The organism is Flavobacteriaceae bacterium (assembly GCA_003443635.1).
GTDB lineage: Bacteria > Bacteroidota > Bacteroidia > Flavobacteriales > Flavobacteriaceae > AU392.
The window spans coordinates 1,065,713-1,090,521 of sequence record CP031964.1 but is presented as its reverse complement, the minus strand read 5'-3'; the positions used below and the strand labels follow the sequence as shown (position 1 = coordinate 1,090,521).

The 24,809-nt window shown below is 28.9% G+C and carries 23 protein-coding genes; 6 read left to right on the top strand and 17 right to left on the bottom strand.

The genetic code is table 11. The features are described from left to right. Positions 1–12 precede the first annotated feature (12 nt). A complete protein-coding gene (gene rlmB / locus D1817_04770) occupies positions 13–747 on the top strand; it encodes a 23S rRNA (guanosine(2251)-2'-O)-methyltransferase RlmB (GenBank protein ID AXT19205.1) in 735 nt (244 codons plus the stop codon). 64 nt (positions 748–811) lie between these two features. Here rlmB and D1817_04765 read toward each other — a convergent pair whose 3' ends face one another. Continuing rightward, a complete protein-coding gene (locus D1817_04765; GenBank protein AXT19204.1) occupies positions 812–1,537 on the bottom strand; it encodes a rhomboid family intramembrane serine protease in 726 nt (241 codons plus the stop codon). 113 nt (positions 1,538–1,650) lie between these two features. Here D1817_04765 and D1817_04760 point away from each other — a divergent pair, with 113 nt between their 5' ends. Continuing rightward, the gene (locus tag D1817_04760) at positions 1,651–2,928 is read left to right on the top strand and encodes a replication-associated recombination protein A (GenBank protein ID AXT19203.1); all 1,278 of its coding nucleotides are present in this window, start codon (positions 1,651–1,653) and stop codon (positions 2,926–2,928) included. Here D1817_04760 and D1817_04755 read toward each other — a convergent pair. Genes D1817_04755 through D1817_04720 form a run of 8 tightly spaced genes read right to left on the bottom strand, consistent with a single transcriptional unit; the run spans position 2,925 to position 11,424 of the window. Next, entirely contained in the window at positions 2,925–3,794 is an 870-nt protein-coding gene (locus D1817_04755; protein AXT19202.1) for a hypothetical protein, read from the bottom strand. The two genes, D1817_04760 and D1817_04755, sit on opposite strands and share 4 nt — an antisense overlap. Then, on the bottom strand, positions 3,791–5,176 hold the full coding sequence (locus D1817_04750) for a hypothetical protein (GenBank protein ID AXT19201.1): 1,386 nt from the start codon (positions 5,174–5,176) through the stop codon (positions 3,791–3,793). The genes D1817_04755 and D1817_04750 overlap by 4 nt, the downstream gene beginning before the upstream one ends. Beyond that, positions 5,173–5,748, bottom strand: coding sequence for a hypothetical protein (locus tag D1817_04745; protein ID AXT19200.1), 576 nt, complete (start codon positions 5,746–5,748; stop codon positions 5,173–5,175). The genes D1817_04750 and D1817_04745 overlap by 4 nt, the downstream gene beginning before the upstream one ends. Positions 5,749–5,800: 52 nt before the next feature. Then, a complete protein-coding gene (locus D1817_04740; protein AXT19199.1) occupies positions 5,801–6,490 on the bottom strand; it encodes a noncanonical pyrimidine nucleotidase, YjjG family in 690 nt (229 codons plus the stop codon). Beyond that, entirely contained in the window at positions 6,480–7,781 is a 1,302-nt protein-coding gene (locus D1817_04735) for a hypothetical protein (protein AXT19198.1), read from the bottom strand. Before D1817_04735 ends, D1817_04740 begins: the two co-directional genes overlap by 11 nt. Positions 7,782–7,796: 15 nt before the next feature. Next, a complete protein-coding gene (radC, locus tag D1817_04730; GenBank protein AXT19197.1) occupies positions 7,797–8,495 on the bottom strand; it encodes a DNA repair protein RadC in 699 nt (232 codons plus the stop codon). 59 nt (positions 8,496–8,554) lie between these two features. Further along, a complete protein-coding gene (locus D1817_04725; protein ID AXT19196.1) occupies positions 8,555–10,405 on the bottom strand; it encodes a response regulator in 1,851 nt (616 codons plus the stop codon). Next, positions 10,297–11,424: a hypothetical protein gene (locus D1817_04720; protein ID AXT19195.1), complete on the bottom strand. Its 1,128-nt coding sequence runs from the start codon at positions 11,422–11,424 to the stop codon at positions 10,297–10,299. The genes D1817_04725 and D1817_04720 overlap by 109 nt, the downstream gene beginning before the upstream one ends. A 229-nt stretch (positions 11,425–11,653) precedes the next feature. Between D1817_04720 and D1817_04715 the strand changes: the two genes are divergently transcribed. The 3 genes from D1817_04715 (at position 11,654) to D1817_04705 (ending at position 13,908) form a co-directional block, all read left to right on the top strand. Beyond that, positions 11,654–12,109 carry a DUF1569 domain-containing protein gene (locus D1817_04715; protein ID AXT19194.1) on the top strand — a complete coding sequence of 152 codons (456 nt, stop codon included), beginning with the start codon at positions 11,654–11,656 and terminating at the stop codon, positions 12,107–12,109. Then, entirely contained in the window at positions 12,109–12,717 is a 609-nt protein-coding gene (locus D1817_04710) for an FMN-binding negative transcriptional regulator (GenBank protein ID AXT19193.1), read from the top strand. Before D1817_04715 ends, D1817_04710 begins: the two co-directional genes overlap by 1 nt. A 165-nt stretch (positions 12,718–12,882) precedes the next feature. Next, positions 12,883–13,908 (top strand): N-acetylmuramoyl-L-alanine amidase, encoded by a 1,026-nt coding sequence (locus tag D1817_04705; protein AXT19192.1) that lies wholly within the window; start codon positions 12,883–12,885, stop codon positions 13,906–13,908. A 9-nt stretch (positions 13,909–13,917) separates the two neighbouring features. On the opposite strand, the gene D1817_04700 is transcribed toward D1817_04705, so the two are convergent. The 5 genes from D1817_04700 to D1817_04680 all read right to left on the bottom strand — a co-directional run bounded on the left by D1817_04700 (position 13,918) and on the right by D1817_04680 (position 20,800). Beyond that, positions 13,918–15,273 carry a peptidoglycan synthetase gene (locus D1817_04700; GenBank protein ID AXT19191.1) on the bottom strand — a complete coding sequence of 452 codons (1,356 nt, stop codon included), beginning with the start codon at positions 15,271–15,273 and terminating at the stop codon, positions 13,918–13,920. 174 nt (positions 15,274–15,447) lie between these two features. After that, complete coding sequence (locus tag D1817_04695) at positions 15,448–16,407, bottom strand: hypothetical protein (protein ID AXT19190.1); 960 nt, start codon at positions 16,405–16,407, stop codon at positions 15,448–15,450. Positions 16,408–16,997: 590 nt separating this feature from the next. Further along, positions 16,998–17,723 (bottom strand): DNA-binding response regulator, encoded by a 726-nt coding sequence (locus tag D1817_04690; GenBank protein AXT19189.1) that lies wholly within the window; start codon positions 17,721–17,723, stop codon positions 16,998–17,000. After that, positions 17,720–18,784, bottom strand: a complete 1,065-nt coding sequence (locus D1817_04685) for a histidine kinase (protein AXT19188.1) — start codon at positions 18,782–18,784, stop codon at positions 17,720–17,722. Before D1817_04685 ends, D1817_04690 begins: the two co-directional genes overlap by 4 nt. A gap of 39 nt (positions 18,785–18,823) precedes the next feature. After that, positions 18,824–20,800 carry a hypothetical protein gene (locus tag D1817_04680; protein AXT19187.1) on the bottom strand — a complete coding sequence of 659 codons (1,977 nt, stop codon included), beginning with the start codon at positions 20,798–20,800 and terminating at the stop codon, positions 18,824–18,826. A 697-nt stretch (positions 20,801–21,497) separates the two neighbouring features. On the opposite strand from D1817_04680, the gene D1817_04675 reads away from it, so the two are divergent. Next, complete coding sequence (locus tag D1817_04675; GenBank protein ID AXT19186.1) at positions 21,498–21,872, top strand: DoxX family membrane protein; 375 nt, start codon at positions 21,498–21,500, stop codon at positions 21,870–21,872. A 61-nt stretch (positions 21,873–21,933) separates the two neighbouring features. On the opposite strand, the gene D1817_04670 is transcribed toward D1817_04675, so the two are convergent. The 3 genes from D1817_04670 to D1817_04660 form a co-directional block, all read right to left on the bottom strand. Next, the gene (locus tag D1817_04670) at positions 21,934–22,458 is read right to left on the bottom strand and encodes a DUF4136 domain-containing protein (GenBank protein AXT19185.1); all 525 of its coding nucleotides are present in this window, start codon (positions 22,456–22,458) and stop codon (positions 21,934–21,936) included. 75 nt (positions 22,459–22,533) lie between these two features. Then, positions 22,534–23,532 carry a GTPase ObgE gene (obgE, locus tag D1817_04665; GenBank protein ID AXT19184.1) on the bottom strand — a complete coding sequence of 333 codons (999 nt, stop codon included), beginning with the start codon at positions 23,530–23,532 and terminating at the stop codon, positions 22,534–22,536. A 48-nt stretch (positions 23,533–23,580) separates the two neighbouring features. Next, positions 23,581–24,690, bottom strand: a complete 1,110-nt coding sequence (locus D1817_04660; protein AXT19183.1) for an adenylate kinase — start codon at positions 24,688–24,690, stop codon at positions 23,581–23,583. Positions 24,691–24,809 lie beyond the last annotated feature (119 nt).

Below are 24,809 nucleotides of genomic sequence, written 5' to 3'. Positions count from 1 at the left end.
CTTTGACCTCTTATGGAAAAAGAGACCAGAATATTTGGAATTAGAGCTATTATAGAAGCTATAAATTCTGATAAAACTATAGATAAAGTTTTTTTACAAAAAGGATTAAGAGGAGAATTATTTAATGAATTAGAGCAATTATTAAGAAAAAACTCAATAAACTCATCTTACGTACCTATTGAAAAATTGAATCGTTTAACAAATAAAAATCATCAAGGTGCAGTAGCTCAAATCTCTCCTATTGAATTTTATGATTTAGAAAACTTGGTTTTAAATATTATTGAATCTGGGAAAACACCTTTATTCTTACTTTTAGATCAGCTGAGTGATGTTCGTAATTTTGGAGCTATTATACGAACAGCAGAATGCACCGGGGTTAATGGCATAATTATACAAAAAAAAGGAGGCGCACCAGTAAATGGAGATACTATAAAAACTAGTGCAGGTGCTGTATTTAAAATTCCTATATGTAAAGTAGACCATATTAAAGATGCAATGTTTCACTTACAAGCTTCAGGCATAAAAGTGATAGCTGCTACTGAAAAAACCAATAATACAATTTATGATGTTTCTTTTAAAGAACCTTGTGCTATTATTATGGGGTCTGAAGGCAAAGGGATAAATCCCTCTGTTTTAAAGTTAGTAGATGACAAAGCAAAACTACCAATGTATGGAGAAATTGGATCTCTAAATGTTTCCGTAGCTTGTGGTGCATTTTTATATGAAGTTGTACGACAGCGGATGTAGATTTTATAAGAGTACACTACTATCACGACATCACTAATCATTGGCAAGCTTTAATCATCAGTGTTTAGTCTTTATCACCTTCTTTATAAATATAATTAACTTTTGGTTGTTCTTCTGTTTCAGGGGTTTCTATATGCTCTATAAAATTTCCATTTTCATCAAAGTGTTTTAAAAAAGGATCTTCATCTTCATTATAATCATCTTCTTCCCAAACATATCGCTTTGGTTTTACAATTGATTTTTTAAACATCAAGGCAAACAAGAATCCAACTATAAGTCCAGATAAGTGCCCTTCCCAAGAAATTTCTTCTTTTATTGGAAACACATACCAAATCATACTTCCATAAAGGAAAATAATTAAAAATGATAATGCTATTAATCTAAAGTGCTTTGCAAAAATCCCTTTAAACAAAATAAAACTCATCAATACATAAATTAATCCACTTGCTCCTATATGGTTTGCAGGTCGAGCGATAATCCAAGTTAGAAAGCCAGACAAAAAGATTCCATAAAAAATAACTTTCCAAGAGATTGTTCTATAAAAATAAAATAATGCCATAGAAAGCACAAACAAAGGAATTGTATTATGATATAAGTGTTTTATATCCCCGTGAATAAATGGACTAAACACAATTCCTCTCAATCCTTTTAATGTTCTAGGGTATACTCCAAATTCATTAAAACGATATCCAAATTTCACTTCAAACCAAAAGACAAACCAGATTATTAATATAAACAGTATTGGATATCCTATTATTCCCGTATAATATTTAAATTCATCTTGTTCCATTACAATAAATATAGCAATTTGCTAACCATTTTTAAATCTTATGATAAATTGTCAGCGCTAAATTATTTTGAAGGATTTTCATGAGCACAGAAATAAATATTTAATTTTACAATATGAACGAACCCTTAGCAGAACGCCTACGTCCAAAAATATTAGAGGATTACATAAGTCAATCACATTTGGTTGGCCCTAAAGGCACTTTAACCCAGCACATTAAACAAGGTCTTATACCGTCTATGATTTTATGGGGGCCTCCTGGCACTGGAAAAACTACTTTGGCAAATATTATTGCAAATACTTCTAATCGTCCTTTTTATACATTAAGCGCGATCAGTTCTGGTGTTAAAGATGTGAGAGATGTTATTGATAAAGCAAAACAAAGTGGAGGGCTATTCACGACTAAAAACCCAATTTTATTTATTGATGAAATTCATCGGTTTAGTAAATCACAACAAGATTCATTATTACAAGCAGTAGAAAAAGGATGGGTAACACTTATAGGGGCTACTACAGAAAACCCAAGCTTTGAAGTGATTCCAGCACTTTTATCTAGATGTCAAGTTTATATTTTAAACTCTTTTGATAAATCAGATTTAGAAGCGCTTTTAAAACGTGCTATCAAAAACGATGAGAAACTTTCCAAAAAGAAAATCATACTTAAAGAAACGGATGCTTTACTTAGGTTTTCTGGAGGTGATGCTCGTAAATTACTCAACATTTTTGAATTAATCGTAAACTCTTATGATACTGATAATATAAAAGTTACCAATAGTGCTGTTTTAGAAAAAGTACAGAATAACACGGTTAGGTATGACAAGACTGGAGAACAGCATTACGATATTATTTCAGCATTTATAAAATCAATAAGAGGGAGCGACCCAAATGCTGCTGTGTATTGGTTAGCTAGAATGGTCGAAGGTGGTGAGGATGTAAAATTTATAGCTAGACGCTTATTAATTTTAGCAAGTGAAGATATAGGTAATGCAAATCCCACTGCTTTAGTTATTGCAAATAGCACATTTCAAGCAGTATCAACTATAGGCTATCCAGAATCCCGAATTATTTTGAGTCAGTGTGCAACTTATTTAGCTTGCTCTGCAAAAAGTAATGCATCTTATGAAGCAATTAAAAACGCTCAACAAACTGTTAGAAATACAGGCGACCTGAGTGTGCCTTTATCTATTAGAAACGCACCAACCAAGCTTATGAAAGAATTAGGTTATGGCGATAATTATAAGTATGCTCACAATCATGAAAATAATTTTGCTGAGCACGAATTCTTACCAGATGAAATCTCAAACACTACTTTTTATAACCCTGGGAATAATCCTAGAGAAAATGGACTTCGTGAATTCTTAAAACAACGTTGGAAAGAAAAATATAACTATTAAAACTTAATATTTATTTTTTTAGTAGTTACTGTATTGTTTTCATTTTTGGAAATATACCAAAATCCATCTTCTTTATAAACTGTTGCATTAACATCTTTCACTATAAATGTATCTTTTCTAGGAGTTTCTAATAAAATCATTACCACTTTAGGTGTACTATCTACAAGTTGAAACCCATTAGTTATTTTTTGAGCGTACAGGACTGTATTATCAATCACTTCTTCTGGTTTTGAAGAAACTGCAGGTATTGATTCTTCTTTTTTAATTACTTCGGATACTTTAGATTCTTTTACTTTTTGATTTTCAAAAGTTACGGCTTGACGTTTTTTCTCTTCTTTTAAAGCTTTCACTTCTTCTTCTAAACGTTTTATTTCTTCTGCTTCTGCATTTGCTTTTACAGTCGTAAACTTATCTGTTATACGTTCATTATTAGGAACATATTTATAATTGACATTCTCAAAAGATTTAAAAGCATCTCTTAATGCTAAGTTATAGCCTTTTTTAAAATCTTTCTCACCTGTTTTACCTATCTCTGTAGTAAATACCACTATTCCATTACAGTTTCTTAACTCTACTTTTAACTTCGTTTTTAAGACACTAGATTCTTTTAAAACATCGGCTCTTAATGCTAAGCATCTGTCTAAAGCTAAATCTTTAGGAAAAGTCTCATTCTCAATAAATGATGTGAAATTATATTTATTAAATAAAAATTTTGTAAGATCATTTAATTGATATTTGTTATTCTCTTTAAAAAACCTATATCCTTGTGGAACGATCACATATTTATAATCGTTTAAACTTGATTGCGAATATGAGTTACTAATCGTAAAAAAAACGATTAATAATAGTATATATTTAGCTTTCATTTTTTATTAAATATTAAATTAAACCCTAATTGCAAAGATACATTTTGTGCGTTAGCCAAGTTTTGATATTCTAATAAATTATCTGCAATTACATAAAAATTAAAGTTTCCTAAATGAGTGGAAATCCCTAAACCAACATTACGTGATGAAAATGAATCAATTGTATATGTTACTTTTGCGTTCAAGGTATTAAAAAGTTTTCTATAATAAAACGCAGTTAATGCAAATTGTGGTTGTTGTGGTCTTTTAATACCATATAGCTGTAACCCAATAGCATTTAAATATGTTTTATCTTTTTTCATACAATTACACTCTTCTTCTATTTTTTCTCCAAAATCATATTTTACAGCTGCATTAAATTTTATTGGTCTTATTGTTGTAAATTTTGTAGTTGTAGTATCTACTTCAAATAAATTATCAAAATCTTCAGAAACACGCCTAATATTATCTTCTACAGATTCATTATCTTCTGCCCCTGGAAATAAAGGGTTAATACCTTCAAAAACTAGGTCTCCTTTTACTTCAAAATTTTCTATATCTTTAGAATGTCTTATAAAGCCTATATCTTGTATACTAGCATCAACTGCTAATTGTTCTGATAATTGATATGTAAATCCAGCATCAAGCCCCAAACCTAGGTTTCCTAATAAAAGTTTCTGCCCCAAACCTTCAGTACCATCTTCAGATAAAGAAGCTATTCCAGAAGTTTGCAATTCTAAATCTAAATTAAATATATGATCAAAAAAATTATTTTCTCCAGGTCGAGTAACAAAAGATCCTCTATTATTAATAGAGCTAACCGTTGCTAAACTCGAATAAATTTTACCTCTTATTCCATAGGTTAGTTTTTTACTTACCTTTTTATTGTAACCAACATGATATACCGAAATAAGCTCTCCTCTCAAACTTAAATCTCCTAAATCAAAAACTCTATTAATATTATTTTGATTTCCTTCTAAAACTAGAATCGCATAATCTCTTGGAAAATAAACTATTATATCTGTTTCTTGATATAACCCAAAAGACAAATAACCCTTTTTATCATAATTTCTACCAACTGAAAAGCCAACAGAAAAAATCTCTAATTGTTGATTTAAAGTAAAAAAATCTTTATTCGATAAATTAAATACAGCATTACGAAGTTTCTGATTAAAATCTCTTCCATCATCTGCAAAAACATCATTTAATGCTAATCCTGAGGAACCTGCATTGACATGAATTTGTGATAACAATGGAATTCCTAAATGCCATTTATAATTGATTTTCCCGCCTGGATTTAATAATAATGATTGAGGGAGTTCTGAAAAACCATATAATACTTGTTTATTCTGTGAAAATGCAAAACAAGAAACAAAGATTAATAGCAAACTTAATTTCCTCATTCAGATGTTTCTATATTAAAAAAGAAAGTTCCTATAGATCTCAATCTCAATCTTCCGAGTGTATTTTCATCAACATCAGGCAAATTTGGATTAGGAATTAATGTTAGTGTAAAAAATACTTGTGTTGATGCTTTTAATGCATCTAAAGTATCATTTTCAAAAACTTCAATGTGTTCTGTAATTAGTTCTTCATTATTAGGTGATGCTGCAACGTCTATTATAAATGTATGTTGTAATTCTAAATCATCATTTAAAAAATCTACTTGCGTTTGAAACTCTCTATTTATAGAATTTGTAATTTCGAACAAAAACTCTGCTCGTATTAATTCGTCTACAACAAAAGGATCGTTAAATATCCCAATATTTGTTAGTGTATCTCTGGTAACATTAGATTGTCCAGGATCTAAAATAAATACATCTGCAGGTGTATCAAAAAAAGCTAAACTCGAAACTAAAACTGGAGTTAGAGATAAGTCATCTACTTGATCAAAATCAATATCCTCAATACAAGATGTATTAAAAATACAAAAGGTTATAAATACTATTATATAATAACAAATAGATTTTCTCATTTCAAACTTTAGGGTTATTCAAAAACGGTAATTTATAACATTTATTACACACTTAAAGATACTTTCGTATTTCTATTAAATGGTTTACCTCTTTAATATTTTTTGATAAACTTTCATTATGATAATTATAACAGATTGCATCCATTCCAAAATTTATAGCTCCCAAAACATCTGCTTCATAATTATCTCCAATCATAATACTATTATCTAAACTTGCATTAGTCATTAATAATGCATGCTTAAAAATCTTAGGATTTGGTTTTTTCACTCCTACCATTTCAGAATTTATAACAACATCAAAATAATGATCAATATTAGATTTATTTAATTTTGATTGTTGTACTTCTTTAAACCCATTAGTTATAATATGGAGCTTATAATTAGGCTTTAAATATTCTAAAACATCAATCGCTCCATCAAACAAATGATTAAAACTAGTTAGATGACTTATATAATCTTTAGATAATTTATAAATCATACTAGATTTAATGTTAATATTTAAATGATTAAATGTATCGTAAAGTCTATTGAAACGAAGTTTTACTTTATCGATTTTATCTTCTCGGAATAATTTCCAATATTGAAAATTAATAGGCTCATAAACTTTGAGAAATTCTTTTATATCAATATCCAAATCATTTAATTTAAAAATCTTTTCGAAAGTAAGTCCAGAGTTTTTATCAAAATCCCAAAGCGTATGATCTAAATCAAAAAAAATGTGTTCTATATTTTTAATTTTCATCTATTGAATCTAAAATAAAAGTAAATAGCTCTTTAAAACTTTCCCAACGCTGATAATCATTTAAACTATAATTATGAAATATTGGTGTAAAAGTTCCATTTACACGTTTAACCTCATTCATTATTCTTTGAAGGGTTTCTTTCTTATCTAAAAATGAGATGTTTTTAAGTAAACTATAATCCATTAAATGATATGGATTTATTAGCAAAGGAGTTTGAATTTCGTAATCCATATCATAAAACAAAAAAGGAGTACAGGTTCCTGCTCTAAAACCAATTTCATTAACATAACCCATTGTATAATCTTCTTTTATCTCTAAATCAATAAGGTTACGATATGCATTAGGCAAATTTAATTTTGAAAATGAATGCCTTGACACTTCCAAAGAAGTATTAATAATAGATTCCATATTATACTTTTCTTTTTTAAGTACCTCAACGTCTTCCAAACCAAAGTAAGACACTTTTAAACCTACACGACAATAATCATTAATTGATTTTATAAGTGAAACAAATTCTTTCTTATTAATATTAATATTCTTGTCATAAGTTGAGTAATCTCCTATTAAAAAGAAAACAGAAAACTTTCGTTTTATTTGCTTTTGCTTATTAATAAGCCATTTAAATGTATCGTATGGATCTTTCTTAAATTTAAGCAACACTGAAAAACGATAGTATAATTGCTTAGGTTTAAATCTTACTATATCTCCTAGCACCCCTCCTAAGGTTCGCATTATTCCTTTTTGTTTAAAATAATATGCCATAGGCACATCTATAATTGGATCTATGGAGTAATTTCGTTTTTTGAATTTATAATCTGGAAATCGTTCTTGTAATGCAGATTGAAATTTATATGCCCAGATATCTACTACTGGTTGGTGTAAAAATTCATTTTTGTGAGCAAGGCTATCTTTAGCACTAAAACGCCCATAATCATCTTTTACATGCGGTAAATATTCTTCATAACGACTTAATAAGTAAAACGAAGCTGCAAAAATATCGAAAGGAATAATGCTCTTATCTCCATTATAAAAAAAACACTTTGTACCCTCCCAATGATGTACATTAAATGTTACATCTGACAAACCTTGTTCAAACAAAATGGGGTTACTTCTTATAAAAAATTCATTCCCTAAAGCTTGAGTAGAATATGACATTTTCAAACTATTATGCGCTATAAAATCTTCAACTGTTGAAGTAAAAGACACAGGAATACTCAATATTCGAGTGCAAATCTGTTTAAAAATGTACTTTAATCTAGGGGTAATTTTATGAGTATAAACTAAGAGCATTAGTTAAATATATATTTAAAGTAACCTTTCATCTGCAAAACTAAAATACGCTTTTTCAGTGATGATAATGTGATCTAGTATTTTTATATCTAAACTTTCTGCGGCAGTTCTCATTTTCACAGTTAATTGCTTATCGGCTTTACTGGGTTTTAGTGTTCCCGAAGGATGATTATGAATCAAAATAATTCCTGTGGCATTTAACTCTAAGGCATTCTTCAATGCCAAACGCACGTCCACCAAAGTTCCTGTTATTCCTCCTTTACTTAATTGATTTTTCTGAATCACTTTATTAGAATTGTTTAAATAGATAATCCAAAATTCTTCATGTGGTAATTCTCCAATTATTGGTTGCATTAATTCAAAAACAGATGCACTTGAAGCGATCTTCTTTTTCTTAAGAGCTTCACCTCCTCTACGTCTTCTCCCCAATTCCATAGCCGCAGCAATTGCAATCGCTTTTGCTTCACCAATGCCCTTAAATTCCATTAATTGTTTTATAGATAGCTTTCCTAATTCACTTAAATTATTGTCAACACTAGCTAAAATGCGTTTACATAAAGCTACCGCACTTTCATTTCGATTTCCTGAGCTAATTAAAATTGCTACTAGCTCTGCATCACTTAATGCTGTTTTTCCTTTATAAAGTAGTTTTTCTCGTGGTTGATCATCTTGAGACCAATTTTTAATAGAAAAGGAAGGTAAGTTTTTTGTCATTTGATAAATATAATTATTGCACATTTATCAAACAACAATATTGATGGACATTTAAAACTTTAAATAGCCTTTTTATTAGTTAATTCTTTACTATATGTTTTCAATAAAGCATATAGTTTTTCCGGATTAAATGGCTTACCCATAAACCCATTCATTTTATAACGTTCTGTTTTTTCTTTTATATCTGTTTGCGCAAATGCCGTTAATGCTATAATAGGAATGCTAGATTTGGATTGGTCTGGAAGATTCCTTATCATTTTAGTAGCTTCATAACCATTTAAAATTGGCATTTGCAAATCCATTAAAACAAGGTTGAAATCAAAATCAGGATTTTCAAAAAATTGTAATACTTCTTTTCCATTTTGAGCGATTTGGTAGTTTACTTTCCATTTCAAGAAAAACCTTTTTAAAATAAGTATATTCATTTTATTATCCTCAGCCACTAGAACATTAATATTCAATGGTTTATAATTTGGCTGTAGTTTTATCATATCTGGTTGATAAAGATCAAGTCTGTTACTTACCTTATATGTTATTTTAAAAGAAAAAGTTGCGCCTTCTCCCAATTTACTTTTAACTTTTAAATCACTATCCTGTAGCATTAATAGTTTTTTACTAATAGACAAACCAAGGCCAGTACCACCATATTTAATTGATGTTTCTGAATTGGCTTGCATAAAACTTTCAAATATAGAGGCTTGCCTACTTTTCGATATACCTATACCTGTATCAATAACTTTAAATAATAAATTGATTTTATTTTTATTTATTCCTAAATTCTTAATAATCAATAAAATACTTCCTTTTTCGGTAAATTTTAATGAGTTACTTAACAGGTTTTTTATTATTTGAGTTAATTTTAGTTTATCTCCTATAATATTATCTGGTAAATCATTTTCTTTTACAACATTAAAAACGACTCCCTTTTTTTCTGCTCTTAATAAAAAATGAGATTTTATATTTTCTAAGAAATAGTTTAAACTAAAATCTTTTTCATTAATTTTTATTTTACCTGATTTAATTTTATCAAAATCAAGTAAATCATTTATTAGCCCTAACAAATGTTCTCCAGAATATTTTAATGCTTTAAGGTTTTCCATTTGCTCAGGCAAATAATCTTCCATTAACAAGATGTTGGTTAGCCCAGTAACTGCATTTAACGGTGTTCTAATCTCATGAGACATCGTAGATAAAAATTCATCTTTAGATTTACTAGCTTTTTGCAACTCAATTTCTGTTTCCTTTAAATTTGTAATATCTGTTATAGTACCAATAAAACCAGTAGGCAAACCATTAATATCTTTAATAAGCTTAGATTTTACTTCAAACCACATTAAATGGTCATCTTTTTTATGTTTAAAAATGAATTTAATATGTGTTTTTTGTCTAGCAAATAATTCGTTAAATCTCTTATTACCTCCTATATTTTCTCCTCCTAAAAAGTCTTTATAACTTTTTCCTAAGGATTGTTTAACAGAAAACCCTGAGTACTTCTCCCACGCAGGATTTAAAAATGTAAAATTTCCATCAAGATCTGTTTCAAAAATAACACCTCCTATATTATCAACAAGGTTCTCAAGTTTTGTTCTTGTTTTATCTCTTTCTTTTATTAATTTTTGATTTGCAACAAATAATTCTCTTGAGCTTTCTTCAAGAATATGTTCTATGTGCGTTACATCGTTATCAAAACTTTTGTAAGCTTCATTAATCATGTTTAAAAATTCAGCATACTTTGAATCTCCTAAAATATCTAAATTAGATTTTTTAAGTTGACGCTTCAACAATCTATGGGCATCATTACTTAACATTCTGATAGTGTTGTTATAGTCATGGTTTGATTGTGTAATTCGCAAGGTGAAAATTCGCCAAATGGTGCTATTTCTCCATAAGAATAAAATCCTGTAATACATGGTTTTTTTCCTATTACTTCTCTTACGACTTCTACTTCTTCCTCAACCATTTGCTTTAGTACTAATCGTCTACCAACACAACTAATAAGTATAGCTAGCTCTGAAGCTTCATTTAAATCTTTATTTGCAGATATTGCTGAATCTTCAGCTCCATTAATTAATCGATCTATATTTGCTTTCATCAAGCGTACATAAGAGCCTTCTGGTATATTTCCTGCAAATGTTAAACTTTGTTCTTCTTCATTTATTCCTAAAATCGTCCTAACTACTGGTGTAGAGTTTTCACTATTTCTCATACTTAAAGGAAACAACAATCCCGAACTTGGTAAATCATTAGCTTTATCTCCTAAAAAAGATTTATAGGTCTCCAATGCAGGAAAGCCATCTAGTTCATATAGTACATTTTTATCAGATTTTGTAACTAAACGTTCTATTCCAAAACTATCCCATCCACCTTTTGAGCTATAGCCTACTTTTAAATTATCTCCATAAAACCCAAGGCCAACTATTGTTTTATCAACCATTTCATTATTACTAATAATAAAAGTTTTATTAAAGTTAGAACCATCTGCAGCTAATCCACCCGTGATACTTACATCAGGTAGTCCAGATTTTAAACCTGAAACTAATTCAGCTCCATTTACGTTTAAGCCATCACTTAAAACGATAACATGTTTTAAATTTTCACTACTCAATTGACTAGCAATATCTTCACCTGCAGCCTGGCTACAATTTTTATCATTTATTTCAAACGAAACCTTTTTTAAAGTTGTCTTTTCTAATTGAATGGCTGTTAACGATATAGTTTTGTCTTTTACTGTAATATCTGATATTTCACCTGCAGTAGAGCAACCAACTATGATTGCTTGAGTATATTTTTTATTAAGAGTCGTTAATACCTCTTGTTTTAAATTAAAATCTGGGGATACAAATAGTATGAATAAATTAGCTTCTATATTAATAGATGTCAATTCATTACTCCAATTATCTTCAGTTAATGATATTTGTTGAACTTTCATGTTTAAATTATTTGAGGCACAGTCAATTATGTATTTTGTCTGCTTTTTATAACACTTAGTCGAAAATATAATAAATTTTCGAAATAAAAAAGATTTTATATAAGTTTCTACTTACAAAAAAGAAAGTTCATACCACTTAACATCCACTTTCAGTATACATTATTATCTTTTTTTGAGTAATATAAATTACAATTATTGTAAATTTCGAAAGCAATAAAAAACAATATTTATGGAATCTTTATTTAATGCTGAAACACATCAAGAAATTTTAAATAGAATAAACAGTTTAAATGAAAGCTCGCAAGCTAATTGGGGAAAAATGAATGTAGGTCAAATGCTTAAGCATTGCCAATTACCACTTGAAATCGCTACAAGTAAAACACAAATGACAACTAAGGTTGGGTTTTTAAAGCGATTAATATTTAAGAGTATTGTTAAGCCTCATATGTATAATGATAAACCTTGGAAACAAAATTTACAGACCCCTAAAGAGTTTATTGTTACAGACCCTCAAGTTTTTGCTAATGAGAAAGATAATTTAGTAAACCTGATAAATGAATTTGCTGATAAGAAAGATAGTGCAAATTGGCCAACCCATCCTATTTTTGGAGATTTCACTACTGAGCAGCGAGGCAAAATGCAATATAAGCATTTAGATCACCACTTAAAACAATTTGGAGTCTAATGAATTACCCACCTAAACATCATCAAGATAACGATCTCAATCATATGATTGAAGTTATTAAAACTTATCCTTTAGCAACTATTATCTCGATTGATAATAATACTCCTTTAATTACACATTTACCATTAGTATATGAAGAGGAACATAAGCTTATTGGGCATATAGATATTTTTAACCCTCAAGCTGGATTACTTAAAAACAATAATGATATAACTATATTATTTTCTGGACCCGATTGTTATATTTCTCCTAGTGTTTATAATACTAATCAATTACCTACATGGAATTATATTAAAGTACATTTAAAAGGTAAAGTAACAGCTATTGAGAGCAAAGTTGCTTTAAAAGATTCGTTAATTAAAATGACTGAGTTCCTTGAAGCCCCAGATCATAAATATGTTTTAGAAGCAGACAATCCCAGAATGGAACGTAATCTTGATTATATTAAAATGTTCGAAATTACAATTACTGACTGGGAAGGAAAATTTAAACTTTCTCAGGATAAAAAGCCAAGTGATAAAGAAAATGCTAGAAAAGAGCTGATTCGTACTAACCAAGAAAGTGTTAAAACTTTTTTAGATAATGTATTTAATATAGTTACTTTTTAAAAGATATAGCAACCTATTTAGCACACCAAAAGATCTTTATTTAATATAACTCTTCTTTATTGCAACTCATACAACTACACTTCTGTTAATTTTTAAATAATAGCACCTTAACTACAAGGTTTTCATTTATTTATCTCATCTATTTTTACTAGCTTTGAAATTAGTATGTTTAAATATTTTCTCATATTTCTTTCATTTCTCAGCTTCTTTTTAGTTGTTGGACAAACTCCTCAAAAAACTGTTGTTGCTAAACGTGGTGACGGGATTTATTCTTTATTCAAAAAAAATAATATCAATATAAAGTACATTAAAGAGTTTATTGCTTTAAATCAAAAAAACTTACGGCCTAATAATGGTTTATTTATAGGTCAAACCTATATTCTTCCAATAACAGAAAAAGATACTACTGTAATAGATAGCATTACTCCAAAGATTGAGAATACCTCACCTAAATTAAAAATTAAGAACACTCTTTTTGGAAATCATTATAGTGACATTATAGTTGAAGACAAAAAACTCGAAGGTGCTATTTATTATTTAATTTCTGGACATGGAGGTCCAGACCCAGGTGCTATAGAAACTTATAATGGCAAACTTATTTCTGAAGATGAATATGCTTACGATGTAACTTTACGCTTGGCAAGAAAATTACTTTCAAATGGTGCTAAAGTATATATTATTATAAAAGATCTTAATGATGGGATTAGAGATAAACGTATTTTAGAAGTTGATTATGATGAAGTTAGTTATCCTAATAATAAAATACCCAGAAATCAAAGATTACGATTAAGGCAACGTACACAGGCAGTAAACAATTTATATGTAAAGCATAGAGGAGCATACCAAAGGCTTATTGTAACCCATGTGGATAGTCGAAGTAAAGGAAAAAATATAGATGTTTTTTTCTATCATCATATTAATAGTAAAAATGGGAAACGTTTGGCTGATAATATCCATAATTCGTTTAAACAAAAATATGCTAAGCATCAACCTAATCGCATATATTCAGGATCAGTAAGTTCAAGAAGTGGTTTATATCTAATTAAAAACACTTTACCTGCTATGGTTTACATTGAATTGGGGAATATTAAAAACAAAAAAGATCAAAAACGCATTCTAAATTATCAAAACAGAGAAGCTTTGGCAAATTGGATTCACAATGGACTTTTGAGTGATTTTGAAGGGAGGTAGAAATTGAAATTATTTAATCAATTGTTTCACTTCATCAAAATCCAAGCCACCATAATTACCAGAACTCATTAGCAATAAGGTTTTATTATCAAAATTTTGAGAGAATAAATAGTTTTTAAAATCGCTTGGATTAGTATAAATAATTAAATCATCACGTTCAAAAGCGTTAGCAATTTGCTCATGAGTTACCACATTTAATTTTTTAATTTCAACTGCATGTGGCGAGTAAAATACTACTGCCTCATCTGCTGCATCTAATGCACCTTTATATTCCTTTAAAAACTCAGCGTTAAGACTACTATAAGTATGCAACTCCAAACAGGCAATTAAAGTTTTATTTCTGTACTGCGCTTTTACAGCTTTTGTAGTGGCTTCTACTTTACTTGGTGAATGTGCAAAATCTTTATATGCAACACTTGTTTTACTTTCTGCTATTTTTTCTAAGCGTTTACTAGCCCCCTTAAACGTGGCTATCGCTTCGTAAAAGTCATCTTCATCTACTCCCATATGTTGACAAATCCACTTAGCACCTGATAAATTATTGAGATTATGTGCTCCAAATATTTCTATTGGCATCGACCCTTCTGGAGTTTCTAATAAAGTTTCTCCATTTTCTATAGTATAATCAGGTGTTTGATAGGGAAACTTACGAATAGAATTTTCTGATTGTTCAACAATTTCTTTCACACTTATATCTTCTTCATTATAAGAAATACTGCCGCCATTAATAATTGAATTAACAAAGATTTTAAATTGTTCTAAATAATTATCATAAGTTGGAAATACATTAATATGATCCCAAGCGATACCACTTAATAATGCAATATTAGGTTTGTATAAATGAAATTTTGGACGCCTATCTATTGGCGAACTTAAATACTCATCTCCTTCTAAAACTATAAAGTCATTCTCTTTAGTAAGTTTTACCATTACATCAAAACCTTCTAACTGCGCGCCTACCATATAATCAACATCACGATTATGATAATGCATTACGTGCAATATCATAGAAGTTATAGTAGTCTTACCATGACTTCCACCAATAACAACTCTAGTTTTATATTTAGATTGCTCATATAAAAACTCTGGATATGAATATATCTTTAAGTTTAATTCTTGCGCTCTTAACAATTCTGGATTATCTGCTTTAGCATGCATTCCTATAACTACAGCGTCTAAATCATCTGTTATTTTTTCTGGAAACCATCCAAAGTTTTCTGGCAATAGTCCTTTGGTTTCTAATCGTGATTTTGAAGGTTCAAAAATAGTATCGTCACTACCCGTAATTTGATATCCTTTTTGATATAGTGCTAATGCTAAATTATGCATTGCTGCTCCACCTATAGCTATAAAATGTACATTCATAAAAACAAATATCAAATTCCAAATATCAAATTCCAAATTAATTGACAAGAGAAGTTATAAAATATGTATTCTAATTTTAACTCCATATAATTATCACATAACTTAACTATAGTTACGACGTATTTATAATAAAAAATTATTATATAAATTATACCAAAGAGTTGTACATAAAACTTATATACTTTCTTTAAACTCTTTAGCTTCTTGAAAATCTGATCGAATGGAAATTGCTTTATCTGCCCAATTTAAGGCTTCTTGTTTATTTTTTTTTAGCTTATATATTTGAGCTAATCGTAAGTATGCCCACTCAATAGGTGCAGCATCTTTAGCACTATAATTTTCAATATATGTTTTTAAACAAGTCTCACCTTTGTCAAGCTGAAGGTTATATCGAGCTGCGACTTTACCTATTTGATAGTGTAGCGTATTACGGTATGCCTTAAGCTTCTCTTGTTTTTGAGCTTCTTCTATATTAGCAATAGCCTTATTAGGTTCGTTCGTTTTTTCGTAAAGCTCTGTTAGTTTATTAAAACAGGTAATAGAGCCTCCTATTCGTATCGCCATCTTATAATGCTCTTCTGCTAATTTTGGTTCATCATCATTTTCATAAATATAACCTTTAGCTAAATATCCATCTACTTTCGACAGTTTCTCTATTTGATTAGCATATTTAAGAGCTTTATTTTTGCTTCCTCCTATAATACCTGGCAATTGCATATACAATTCTACTAAAGCCCAACGAGTTTCTATATGCTTAGGGTCTAACTCTGCAGCTTTTAAAAATGCTTCTTTTACATCACCAATAATACCTAAAGCAGAAAATTTACTAATTTCTCTAGCATGCATCCCTAAAGCGCCACCATATTTAAAATGATAATTAGCCTTAGAATTATCTCTATCAATCAACATTTTAAAATATGTACTAGAAGCTTTCCATTTTTTTTGATAACCATATGTATCGCCTAACAATTCAATACCTCTAATATCGTTTGGATTATTTTTTACATAATCTATCATTATATGTTCGGCTTTTTCATATTCTTTTTGTTCTAATAGTTTTTCAACATTAGATAATGTTGACTGACCAAAACTAAAAACAGGTAGTACAAGAAGTAAAAGTAGTATCTTTTTCATATCAATTTTAGAGTTCCAAAAATAAAGCCAAAATATTTTCTCGATATCGTTTTTTATTTATTTTATAATAAGATTAACTTTATTCAATAAAACGAATTTACAAATTGTTTAGTGCTTTTAAGTTATATTATTTAACGATTATATGGGCGTTCACTTATCCAATAAAAGCACCGATTTGTTAGCAAAAAATCCTTTTTTACCTAATCCTACCAGATATATTGAATCACTTTAACCATACCGTAACTAGTTAGCCTTAAACTTACATAATAATATATTCCTATAGTAAGTCAATGATATATTTTTGTATAATGCGTTCTTTTTCTATAAATAGGATAGGCCAAATTAAAGCTCCTAATACTTCTACCATAAAAGCCATCAATATTACTAAATAGTCATAAGCATACCTCACTGCCATTAGGTTCTGTAGCAATTTCGCAAGATATATTTAAAATGTTTTTTTCAAACCAAGGTGCAAATTTCTGAAGTAATTCTCTTGGTTTTTGTACTTATACTCTAAAAAACGGATAAACTTCATTATTTTGAAAAACAATGATTAATGAAATAAATACATACGATTCTAATAAACTGATTTAAAAACTTAATTGTTCTTTAAATAAATAAGATTGTCTTCTAGAAATTTCAATTTCTTCTCCAGTATTCATCTCTACCTTAAGCTTTCCATTAAACCATGACAACACTTTATTCACATGGTTAATATTGATAACCTGTTGTCTGTTCGCTCTAAAAAATATATCATTTGGCAATTTATCTTCTATTTGCGCTAATGATTTATAAATAAGAGGTTTATGACCTTCAAAAAAAACGCGTGTGTAATTGCCAACAATTTCGAAATGTGAAATATCTTTAATTTTAACCAACCAGCATTTTTCTCCTTCTTTTATAAAAATTTGTTTATCCAGACTTATAGTGTTTTCCTTAACAGTTTTATTAGGTTCAACTGAAAAACGTTCTAAAATTTTAGTCATAGAGTCAGAAAATCGTTTTTCACTTATTGGTTTTAGCAGATAATCAAACGCATTGTATTCAAAAGATTTTATAGCATATTCATCAAAAGCAGTAGTAAAAATTACTGTAGGCACTTCATCTAACATTTCTAGTAATTCAAAACCATCTTTTTCAGGCATATTAATATCTAAAAAAAGTAAATCTGGCTTCATTTTTTTGATAAGTTCAAAACCTTTATCTACATTTTCAGCTTCGCCTAAAAGAGAAATTTCTTTATATTTCTTTATTAATTCTTTCAACTCATTACGAGCTAAACGAGAATCTTCTACGATAACTGCATTCAATGTCATGAGCTTAATGGTATTTTAATAGATGCTACTACTTGATTATTATTTTCAAACAAATTAAAGGTAGCATTTTCTCCATATAACAACTCTAATCGTTGTTTAATATTTTCTACTCCTAATTGTGTAGTATCTTTAGCTTGTTTTAACTTCCCCGAATTGGTAACGCTTATTAATAGCTTTTCATTTTCGATATATGCTGTTAAAATAACCTCCCCTCCTTCTTTAAGAGTCGCTATACCATGCTTAATAGCATTCTCAACTAACATCTGTACAATCATTGGAGGTATTTGCTTATTCAAAGAATTTTCATCAATATGTGTTTTAAATCGTAAGCGATCTTCCAGTTGTATTTTAGAAATCTCAACATAATTCTCAACCATTTCTAATTCATCTTCAAATGCTATAGAGTCTACATCATTTTTAGTAAGGGAATATCGCAAGGTTTCAGATAAGCGAGTAAGCATATCTCGAGATTTAGTAATATCTTCTAACATTAAACCACGAATATTATTTAAGCTATTAAACATAAAGTGAGGATTTAACTGCCCTTTTAATGTGTTAAGTTGCAATTCTTTTAAATTTGTTTCTAATTGTAATTGTCTTAATTGAACTGTTTTTAATTGATAATAAATTTTAATCGTTAAAAAAACAAACAACCAAATAAAAAATAAAGTTGTAAAATAAAACACATTGTATATTTTTCCCGAAAATGAAACAGTAGTATTATTACCTCTTATTGTTAATGCAGCAAGGTCTAAAATTGGCCAAATTACTAATGAATAAATAACTTGACAAAACACAAACGCTATTAAAATTTTCCATATATAAGGTTTTACCGATACTTTTAAATTAATTTTATAATCTATATATAAGGACACTGAATAGCTACATACAAAAGCTATGATGCCGCATAGAATACTTTCTACCCAAAAATAAATTTCTTGATTCAACTCCAGTGGGGTCGTTCTAAAATATATTTTTGGCCCACCTAATGTTAAGGCAAATAACAATATCCAGCTTATAAGTCCAAATATGATGTAGTATTTATTAAAAGACAGCTTCATTTAATTATCATAATTTTGAACAAATATTTTTTTTTAGTTTTAACGATTAAATGGTCTTTCACTTATCCAATTAAACCCTCTGTTAGTTAATAAAAAGTCATCTTTATCTAATCGTTTGGTTTGCCCAGAAATTGTATCGTTTTTATAGATATAATTAAAGTTTAAAGTATTCTCTGTTTTTGTATAATTAAAATCAAAATAATCTTCAGGATTTCTACGAGATGCAAAAAATTTGACTTTTTGAGTCGTAGAATCCATTTCGGTTCTGTAAAAACTTCTTTGCTTATTCATTTTATTTATTTGCACAGAACCTACTCTTTCAAATACAATATTTTTCCATAGTCGATTATCTTTATAATCTACTATCGTATCGCCATTAATAACATAATTTGTTACTTCATATACGCCATACAACTCTGGTTTAGGGGCATCTGTTCCATAAATTTTTTTATTTCCTAATTGCTCGAAAAAGCCAAACCCTAAAGCATAGATTAATATTGCTCCTTTAAATACATTCAATCCAATATTCACTCCTTTTTTTAGTTGAGGGCGTTTTATGAGAGTAAGCTTTTCAACAGGCTTATCTGTTACTAGAAACAGCATTACTTTTTTAATATCTCTAGACAATAAAAATAATGTCATAATTACTAGATGTGTAGATAATATTTTAACAGGCACATCAAAAAAGTAATTTACCGCCATAACATTCATAGTCGTCATTAAAGTGATCACAGCTCCAAAAGTCATAGTTCTTCTAAATAACAACAATCCTGCTAAAACCTCAGCAATACCCATAAACATATTATAGCCTTCTGAAAATCCTAAAAATGTCCAAGCTAATCCCATAGGAGAAGATTCTCCATAAGGTTCTAACAACCTATAAAATGTTGGTGAAGGGAACTGCAGTTGAATAACTTTTACCATTCCATAACTAATTAACATTAGTCCTACATAATAACGTATGCCTGTAGTTAACCAATAATACATTTTAGTATAATGTGTTCGCTTCCTATCTAAAACAGACCAAATTATAGCACCTAAAACGGCTACTAAAAACCCTATCGATACTACTATATAATCATATGTTGTATCTCCACTACCATTAGGACCAGTACTAATAATATATGGTATTTTTAAAATATGGTCTCCAAACCAAATTCCAAATTTTTGTAGCCATTCTGATGGTTTTTGAATTATAAACCCAAAAAATGGATAGGCTCCATTGTTTTGAAAAAGGATAATAAATGAAAAATAAATGAATGAAAACCTAAATCCAATACGTCTAAATTTAGACCATGTAGCGTCTGCCGTTGATAATATATTAGTGATAGATGAAATTATAAATATTAAAATAAACAATAAAGATATTATAATTCCTAAATAAGGGAATATTTCTCTAACATCACCTATTTCTTGACTTGTAGGTTTAATACCATTACCTTCTATTAATAATGAATAACTGCCATCAACACTATCCTTATTTGATATAAAACTAAACTCTTTTACTTTAACAATTCTCTCCTTAGTAACTCCTTCATCCCATTTAGGAATAGTATTATCAACTACTACATCTTCAAAACTAGAATTATCTATATTTACGAATTCATATTCCCCATTGTCATTCTCAATATAAATTTCAAATTTATCAAAGAAGAATTTGCCATTATTATAGAGAATCCCTCCAAAATTAATTTTTTCTGATTTAGAATCTATAATTCCTTCAATTGTATATGATTGCCATTTATTAGTCCTTATAGGTCTATTCCCCATATTATCAAAAAAACCTCTACCTTGATTTGGTTTATTATCTACTCTTGCCCAAACTCCTGCTCTAGCCTTATCGTCACTCGTTTCAACCTTTACAGATGCAATGACTTTAAATTTTCTCAATGTATCTGATTGAATATCTATAGATTGAACAAAGGAAGTCCAACTTCTAGAAATCTCTGTAACAGTTTGTGCATTAACACACAAACTAATCAAAATAGTAAATAATAAAAGATTTAGTTTTTTCATTTTTTAATATCTGTTTTAGTTGTTTAATTCGAAGTATTTTTTTTTATAAACCTAGTTAATTCATATAAATTGACTTAACGGTTAAGTATTTTGATTTTAAATATTACAGTATTTCTCTTTACAATTTATAAAGGTAAATTTCAGCAATACAGAATCACAAATAAAAATTCTCTTTTAAATAATAAATAAAAATTAAATTCGATTAATATACTTGCAACTGTCGGTAGTATTTTTTCATAACTCTTAACTTAAAATACAAATTATCAACCCTATAAGATTTTTTATAATATATATCATGCTGTTGTTTTTTGATTTATAATCTAAAAGTACTACAGAAAATATGATTAAAAATATAATTATGATGAATGGTTGTTAGATTATGGTAGACGGAAAACATAAACACATAATAATAATAATAATAATAAGCGTTTAATATTTTGGCAGCAACATGAAATCACAAATACAGTTATTTATTTAATTTATAACTAGTTAAAAAATATTCATTCTTTTTTGAGGATTTCACTCTCAATTTTCATTTTGGTATTCAGACTCAACAATTTTTCACATTTTACTCCTAACTTTCCAAATGATTTTGCTAAACGATTTATATTTTTCGATTAATTAAATGTTTTAGAGAAGAAAAGAGTATTTATTTTTATTGTTTATCTTTAAAATCTAACTAATAAATATATTTATTATGAATTCAAAGATTTTCATGGCTTTAAGAATTATTCTTGGGCTTTTTGTTTTAGTATTTGGTGCTAATAAATTTTTCAACTTCTTACCACCATTTGAAGGTTTATCCGAAGATGCTGGAAGTTATTTTGGAGCTTTAACAATTTCAAAAACATTAACTTTAGTTGCTGTTGTAGAGATTGCAGCAGGGTTGGCATTATTATTAAATAAATATGCTGCTTTAATGACACTTATATTAATGAGTGTATCTATAAATGCAGTATTGTTTCATGCAACTTTAGATACTGCTAATATTGGACCAGCTTTAGGGCTATTAATTTTAAATTTAGCTATGATTTATAATTATAAAGATAAGTACAAAGATCTTTTAAATTAAAAAAGCATCAAGTCATTAGTAATAAAAAAAGAGGTTTTTAGACCTCTTTTTTTATTATATTTTATTCTTGTTTAGGAGGATATTTGGATAAGGCTTTATCTATAATTGCCTTAAATTTCAATTCTCTTTGCTCGGGTTTGGCTTTGGGATTATAACTGCTTTCGCTAACTACTTGCCAAAATAATCCATTTTTATTATCATCTATAAAGTCAATAATTATTTGACGATTTACTAAAGATTGCCCTATTGGGATACCCACAGAAATTCCTCCTCCAACATTGCGTCCTGTGCCGCCTAAACCAACACCTACAGTACTTTGTGAATTTCCTTGAAACTCCCCAGTTTTAATATCAATTAAAAAATCTGGATTATCCGATAATTCTAATCCTTTTAATTTCATTGTAATATCTATAGCATCCAATAATCGATTTTCATCCAGTTCGCTTAAACCCGTATTTAAATCTGAATAGTAATTATATGTTTTATATAAAGTGAAATCTGTTTTATTATCGTAATCGTAATTTACTAATATGGGAGCACAAGATGTAAAAAGTAAGACGAGAATTATAATTTTAATCAGTTTCATAGATGTAGATTTTCTATAAAATTAATCAAAAAAAGACAATTTATTTAAGATAAAGTGTTAATGTAAAAACTTTGGTTAATCATTCAACATTTTCCAAAGCTTGTCTTTAAGTTCTGTAATACCCTGTTGTGCTACAGATGAAATGAAGAGATATTCTGTAGTTAATTCATTGTCGAGTTCTGTCTTTAATTCCGATTTTAACTCGTCATCTAACATATCGCTTTTTGTTATCGCAATACACTTATCTTTATCTAATAATTCTGGATTGTAACGGCGTAATTCATCCAATAATATATCATATTGCTTTTTAATATTATCTGCATCTGCAGGGATCATAAACAGTAATGTTGAATTACGTTCAATATGACGAAGAAAATAATGTCCAAGCCCTTTTCCTTCGGCAGCTCCTTCAATAATTCCAGGAATGTCTGCCATTACAAAAGATTGAAAATCGCGATACTCTACAATACCCAAGTTAGGTTTTAATGTTGTAAATTCATAATCTGCGATTTTTGGTTTTGCTGAAGTAATAACAGATAACAAGGTAGATTTTCCTGCATTTGGAAATCCTACCAATCCAACATCAGCAAGTATTTTAAGTTCAAGAGTAATATAACGTTCTTCTAACGGAAGCCCAGGTTGTGCATAACGAGGTGTTTGGTTTGTCGAACTTTTAAAATGCCAATTCCCTAATCCACCTTTTCCACCTTTACAAACAACAAATTCTTGACCATCTTCAGTAATCTCGTGTATAATTTCATTGGTATCGGTATCTCTTATAACTGTTCCTAAAGGAACATCTATATATACATCTTCTCCATCGGCTCCAGAACTACGGCTTTTACTTCCGTGCTCTCCATGACCTGCTTTAAAATGTTTTTTAAATTTAAGATGATATAAGGTCCAATGATTCTGGTTCCCTTTAATTATAATATGCCCTCCGCGACCTCCATCACCACCATCAGGTCCTCCTTTAGTAATATATTTTTCGCGATGCAAATGTACTGAACCTTTGCCTCCTTTTCCGGAAGACACATACACTTTTACATAATCTACAAAATTCCCTTCAGTCATATTCATTTCCCGAAACTTCGGGAATTTTATTATATTAAAACCTAAAAACTACAAGTTATCTATCACACTACTCAATCGTATCGTAATATCTTCAATACTACCTACACCATCCACACCGTAATATTTATCTTGTTCAGAATAATAGTCTTTTAATATTGCTGTTTTAGAATAATATTCTGCAATTCTATTTCTAATAATAGATTCATCTGCATCATCAGATCGTCCGCTTGTTTTTCCTCTTTCTAACAAACGTTCTACTAATACCTCATCATCAACTTCTAAAGCAATCATAGCATTTATTCCAGAATCTTTTGATTCCATTAAAATCCCTAAAGCTTCAGCTTGAGCACTTGTACGAGGAAATCCGTCAAAAATAAACCCGTTAGCATCTGTGTTTTTATCTACTTCAGCATTAAGCATTTTTATTGTAACCTCATCAGGAACTAAATCACCCTTATCCATATAAGATTTAGCAAGAGTTCCTAAAGCAGTTTCATTTTTTATATTATATCGAAACACATCTCCTGTAGAAATATGTATTAAATTGTATTTTTCTTTTAAAAATTCGGCTTGCGTACCTTTACCTGCACCTGGAGGTCCAAATAAAACTAAATTTGTCATATGCTGTGTTGTCTTTATTTGATAAACTTCTGGTAAATCTCTCCCTAACCCGTTATAATCTAGTCCATAACCAACTATAAATGTATTTGGAATTTTAATACCTATATAATGTATTTTGAAATCTTTTTTATATGCATTTGGCTTATAAAAAAGTGTTGCAATTTTTAATTGTTTTACAGATTCATTTTTAAAGATACGATGTATCTCGTGTAATGTATTTCCAGAATCAATAACATCTTCTAAAATAACTACTGTTCGATTAGTTAAATCTTGTGTTAAACCTATTAAACGCTGAATATCTTCACTGGATTTTACACCTTCGTATGATGCTAGTTTTATAAATGTTACTTCGCAAGGTTTTGGGTATTTCTTTACGAAATCACTAACAACCATAAACGATCCATTTAAAATACCAACAAAAACAGGTATTGTATCTCCTAAATCTTCAGCAACTTCTGTCGCTAATCTGGAGATTGCTGTATCTATTTCTTTTGCAGAAATAAAAGGTTTAAAATATGTATCGTGAAGCTTGATCACTTAATAGTTTTTAGAAAGGTGCAAAGATAATCAATTGATGAGGGATTTCCATTTTTTGATTTACGATTTTAGAAATTGATTTAATTTTTAAATGTATTTTTGCATCTTAATCAGTAAAA

What these genes read in the sequence shown, in the direction of transcription:
- rlmB (AXT19205.1), top strand. Translation starts at nt 13, where the DNA reads ATGGAAAAAGAGACCAGAATATTTGGAATTAGAGCTATTATAGAAGCT.
- D1817_04765 (AXT19204.1), bottom strand. Translation starts at nt 1,537, where the DNA reads ATGGAACAAGATGAATTTAAATATTATACGGGAATAATAGGATATCCA.
- D1817_04760 (AXT19203.1), top strand. Translation starts at nt 1,651, where the DNA reads ATGAACGAACCCTTAGCAGAACGCCTACGTCCAAAAATATTAGAGGAT.
- D1817_04755 (AXT19202.1), bottom strand. Translation starts at nt 3,794, where the DNA reads ATGAAAGCTAAATATATACTATTATTAATCGTTTTTTTTACGATTAGT.
- D1817_04750 (AXT19201.1), bottom strand. Translation starts at nt 5,176, where the DNA reads ATGAGGAAATTAAGTTTGCTATTAATCTTTGTTTCTTGTTTTGCATTT.
- D1817_04745 (AXT19200.1), bottom strand. Translation starts at nt 5,748, where the DNA reads ATGAGAAAATCTATTTGTTATTATATAATAGTATTTATAACCTTTTGT.
- D1817_04740 (AXT19199.1), bottom strand. Translation starts at nt 6,490, where the DNA reads ATGAAAATTAAAAATATAGAACACATTTTTTTTGATTTAGATCATACG.
- D1817_04735 (AXT19198.1), bottom strand. Translation starts at nt 7,781, where the DNA reads ATGCTCTTAGTTTATACTCATAAAATTACCCCTAGATTAAAGTACATT.
- radC (AXT19197.1), bottom strand. Translation starts at nt 8,495, where the DNA reads ATGACAAAAAACTTACCTTCCTTTTCTATTAAAAATTGGTCTCAAGAT.
- D1817_04725 (AXT19196.1), bottom strand. Translation starts at nt 10,405, where the DNA reads ATGTATTACAGGATTTTATTCTTATGGAGAAATAGCACCATTTGGCGA.
- D1817_04720 (AXT19195.1), bottom strand. Translation starts at nt 11,424, where the DNA reads ATGAAAGTTCAACAAATATCATTAACTGAAGATAATTGGAGTAATGAA.
- D1817_04715 (AXT19194.1), top strand. Translation starts at nt 11,654, where the DNA reads ATGGAATCTTTATTTAATGCTGAAACACATCAAGAAATTTTAAATAGA.
- D1817_04710 (AXT19193.1), top strand. Translation starts at nt 12,109, where the DNA reads ATGAATTACCCACCTAAACATCATCAAGATAACGATCTCAATCATATG.
- D1817_04705 (AXT19192.1), top strand. Translation starts at nt 12,883, where the DNA reads ATGTTTAAATATTTTCTCATATTTCTTTCATTTCTCAGCTTCTTTTTA.
- D1817_04700 (AXT19191.1), bottom strand. Translation starts at nt 15,273, where the DNA reads ATGAATGTACATTTTATAGCTATAGGTGGAGCAGCAATGCATAATTTA.
- D1817_04695 (AXT19190.1), bottom strand. Translation starts at nt 16,407, where the DNA reads ATGAAAAAGATACTACTTTTACTTCTTGTACTACCTGTTTTTAGTTTT.
- D1817_04690 (AXT19189.1), bottom strand. Translation starts at nt 17,723, where the DNA reads ATGACATTGAATGCAGTTATCGTAGAAGATTCTCGTTTAGCTCGTAAT.
- D1817_04685 (AXT19188.1), bottom strand. Translation starts at nt 18,784, where the DNA reads ATGAAGCTGTCTTTTAATAAATACTACATCATATTTGGACTTATAAGC.
- D1817_04680 (AXT19187.1), bottom strand. Translation starts at nt 20,800, where the DNA reads ATGAAAAAACTAAATCTTTTATTATTTACTATTTTGATTAGTTTGTGT.
- D1817_04675 (AXT19186.1), top strand. Translation starts at nt 21,498, where the DNA reads ATGAATTCAAAGATTTTCATGGCTTTAAGAATTATTCTTGGGCTTTTT.
- D1817_04670 (AXT19185.1), bottom strand. Translation starts at nt 22,458, where the DNA reads ATGAAACTGATTAAAATTATAATTCTCGTCTTACTTTTTACATCTTGT.
- obgE (AXT19184.1), bottom strand. Translation starts at nt 23,532, where the DNA reads ATGACTGAAGGGAATTTTGTAGATTATGTAAAAGTGTATGTGTCTTCC.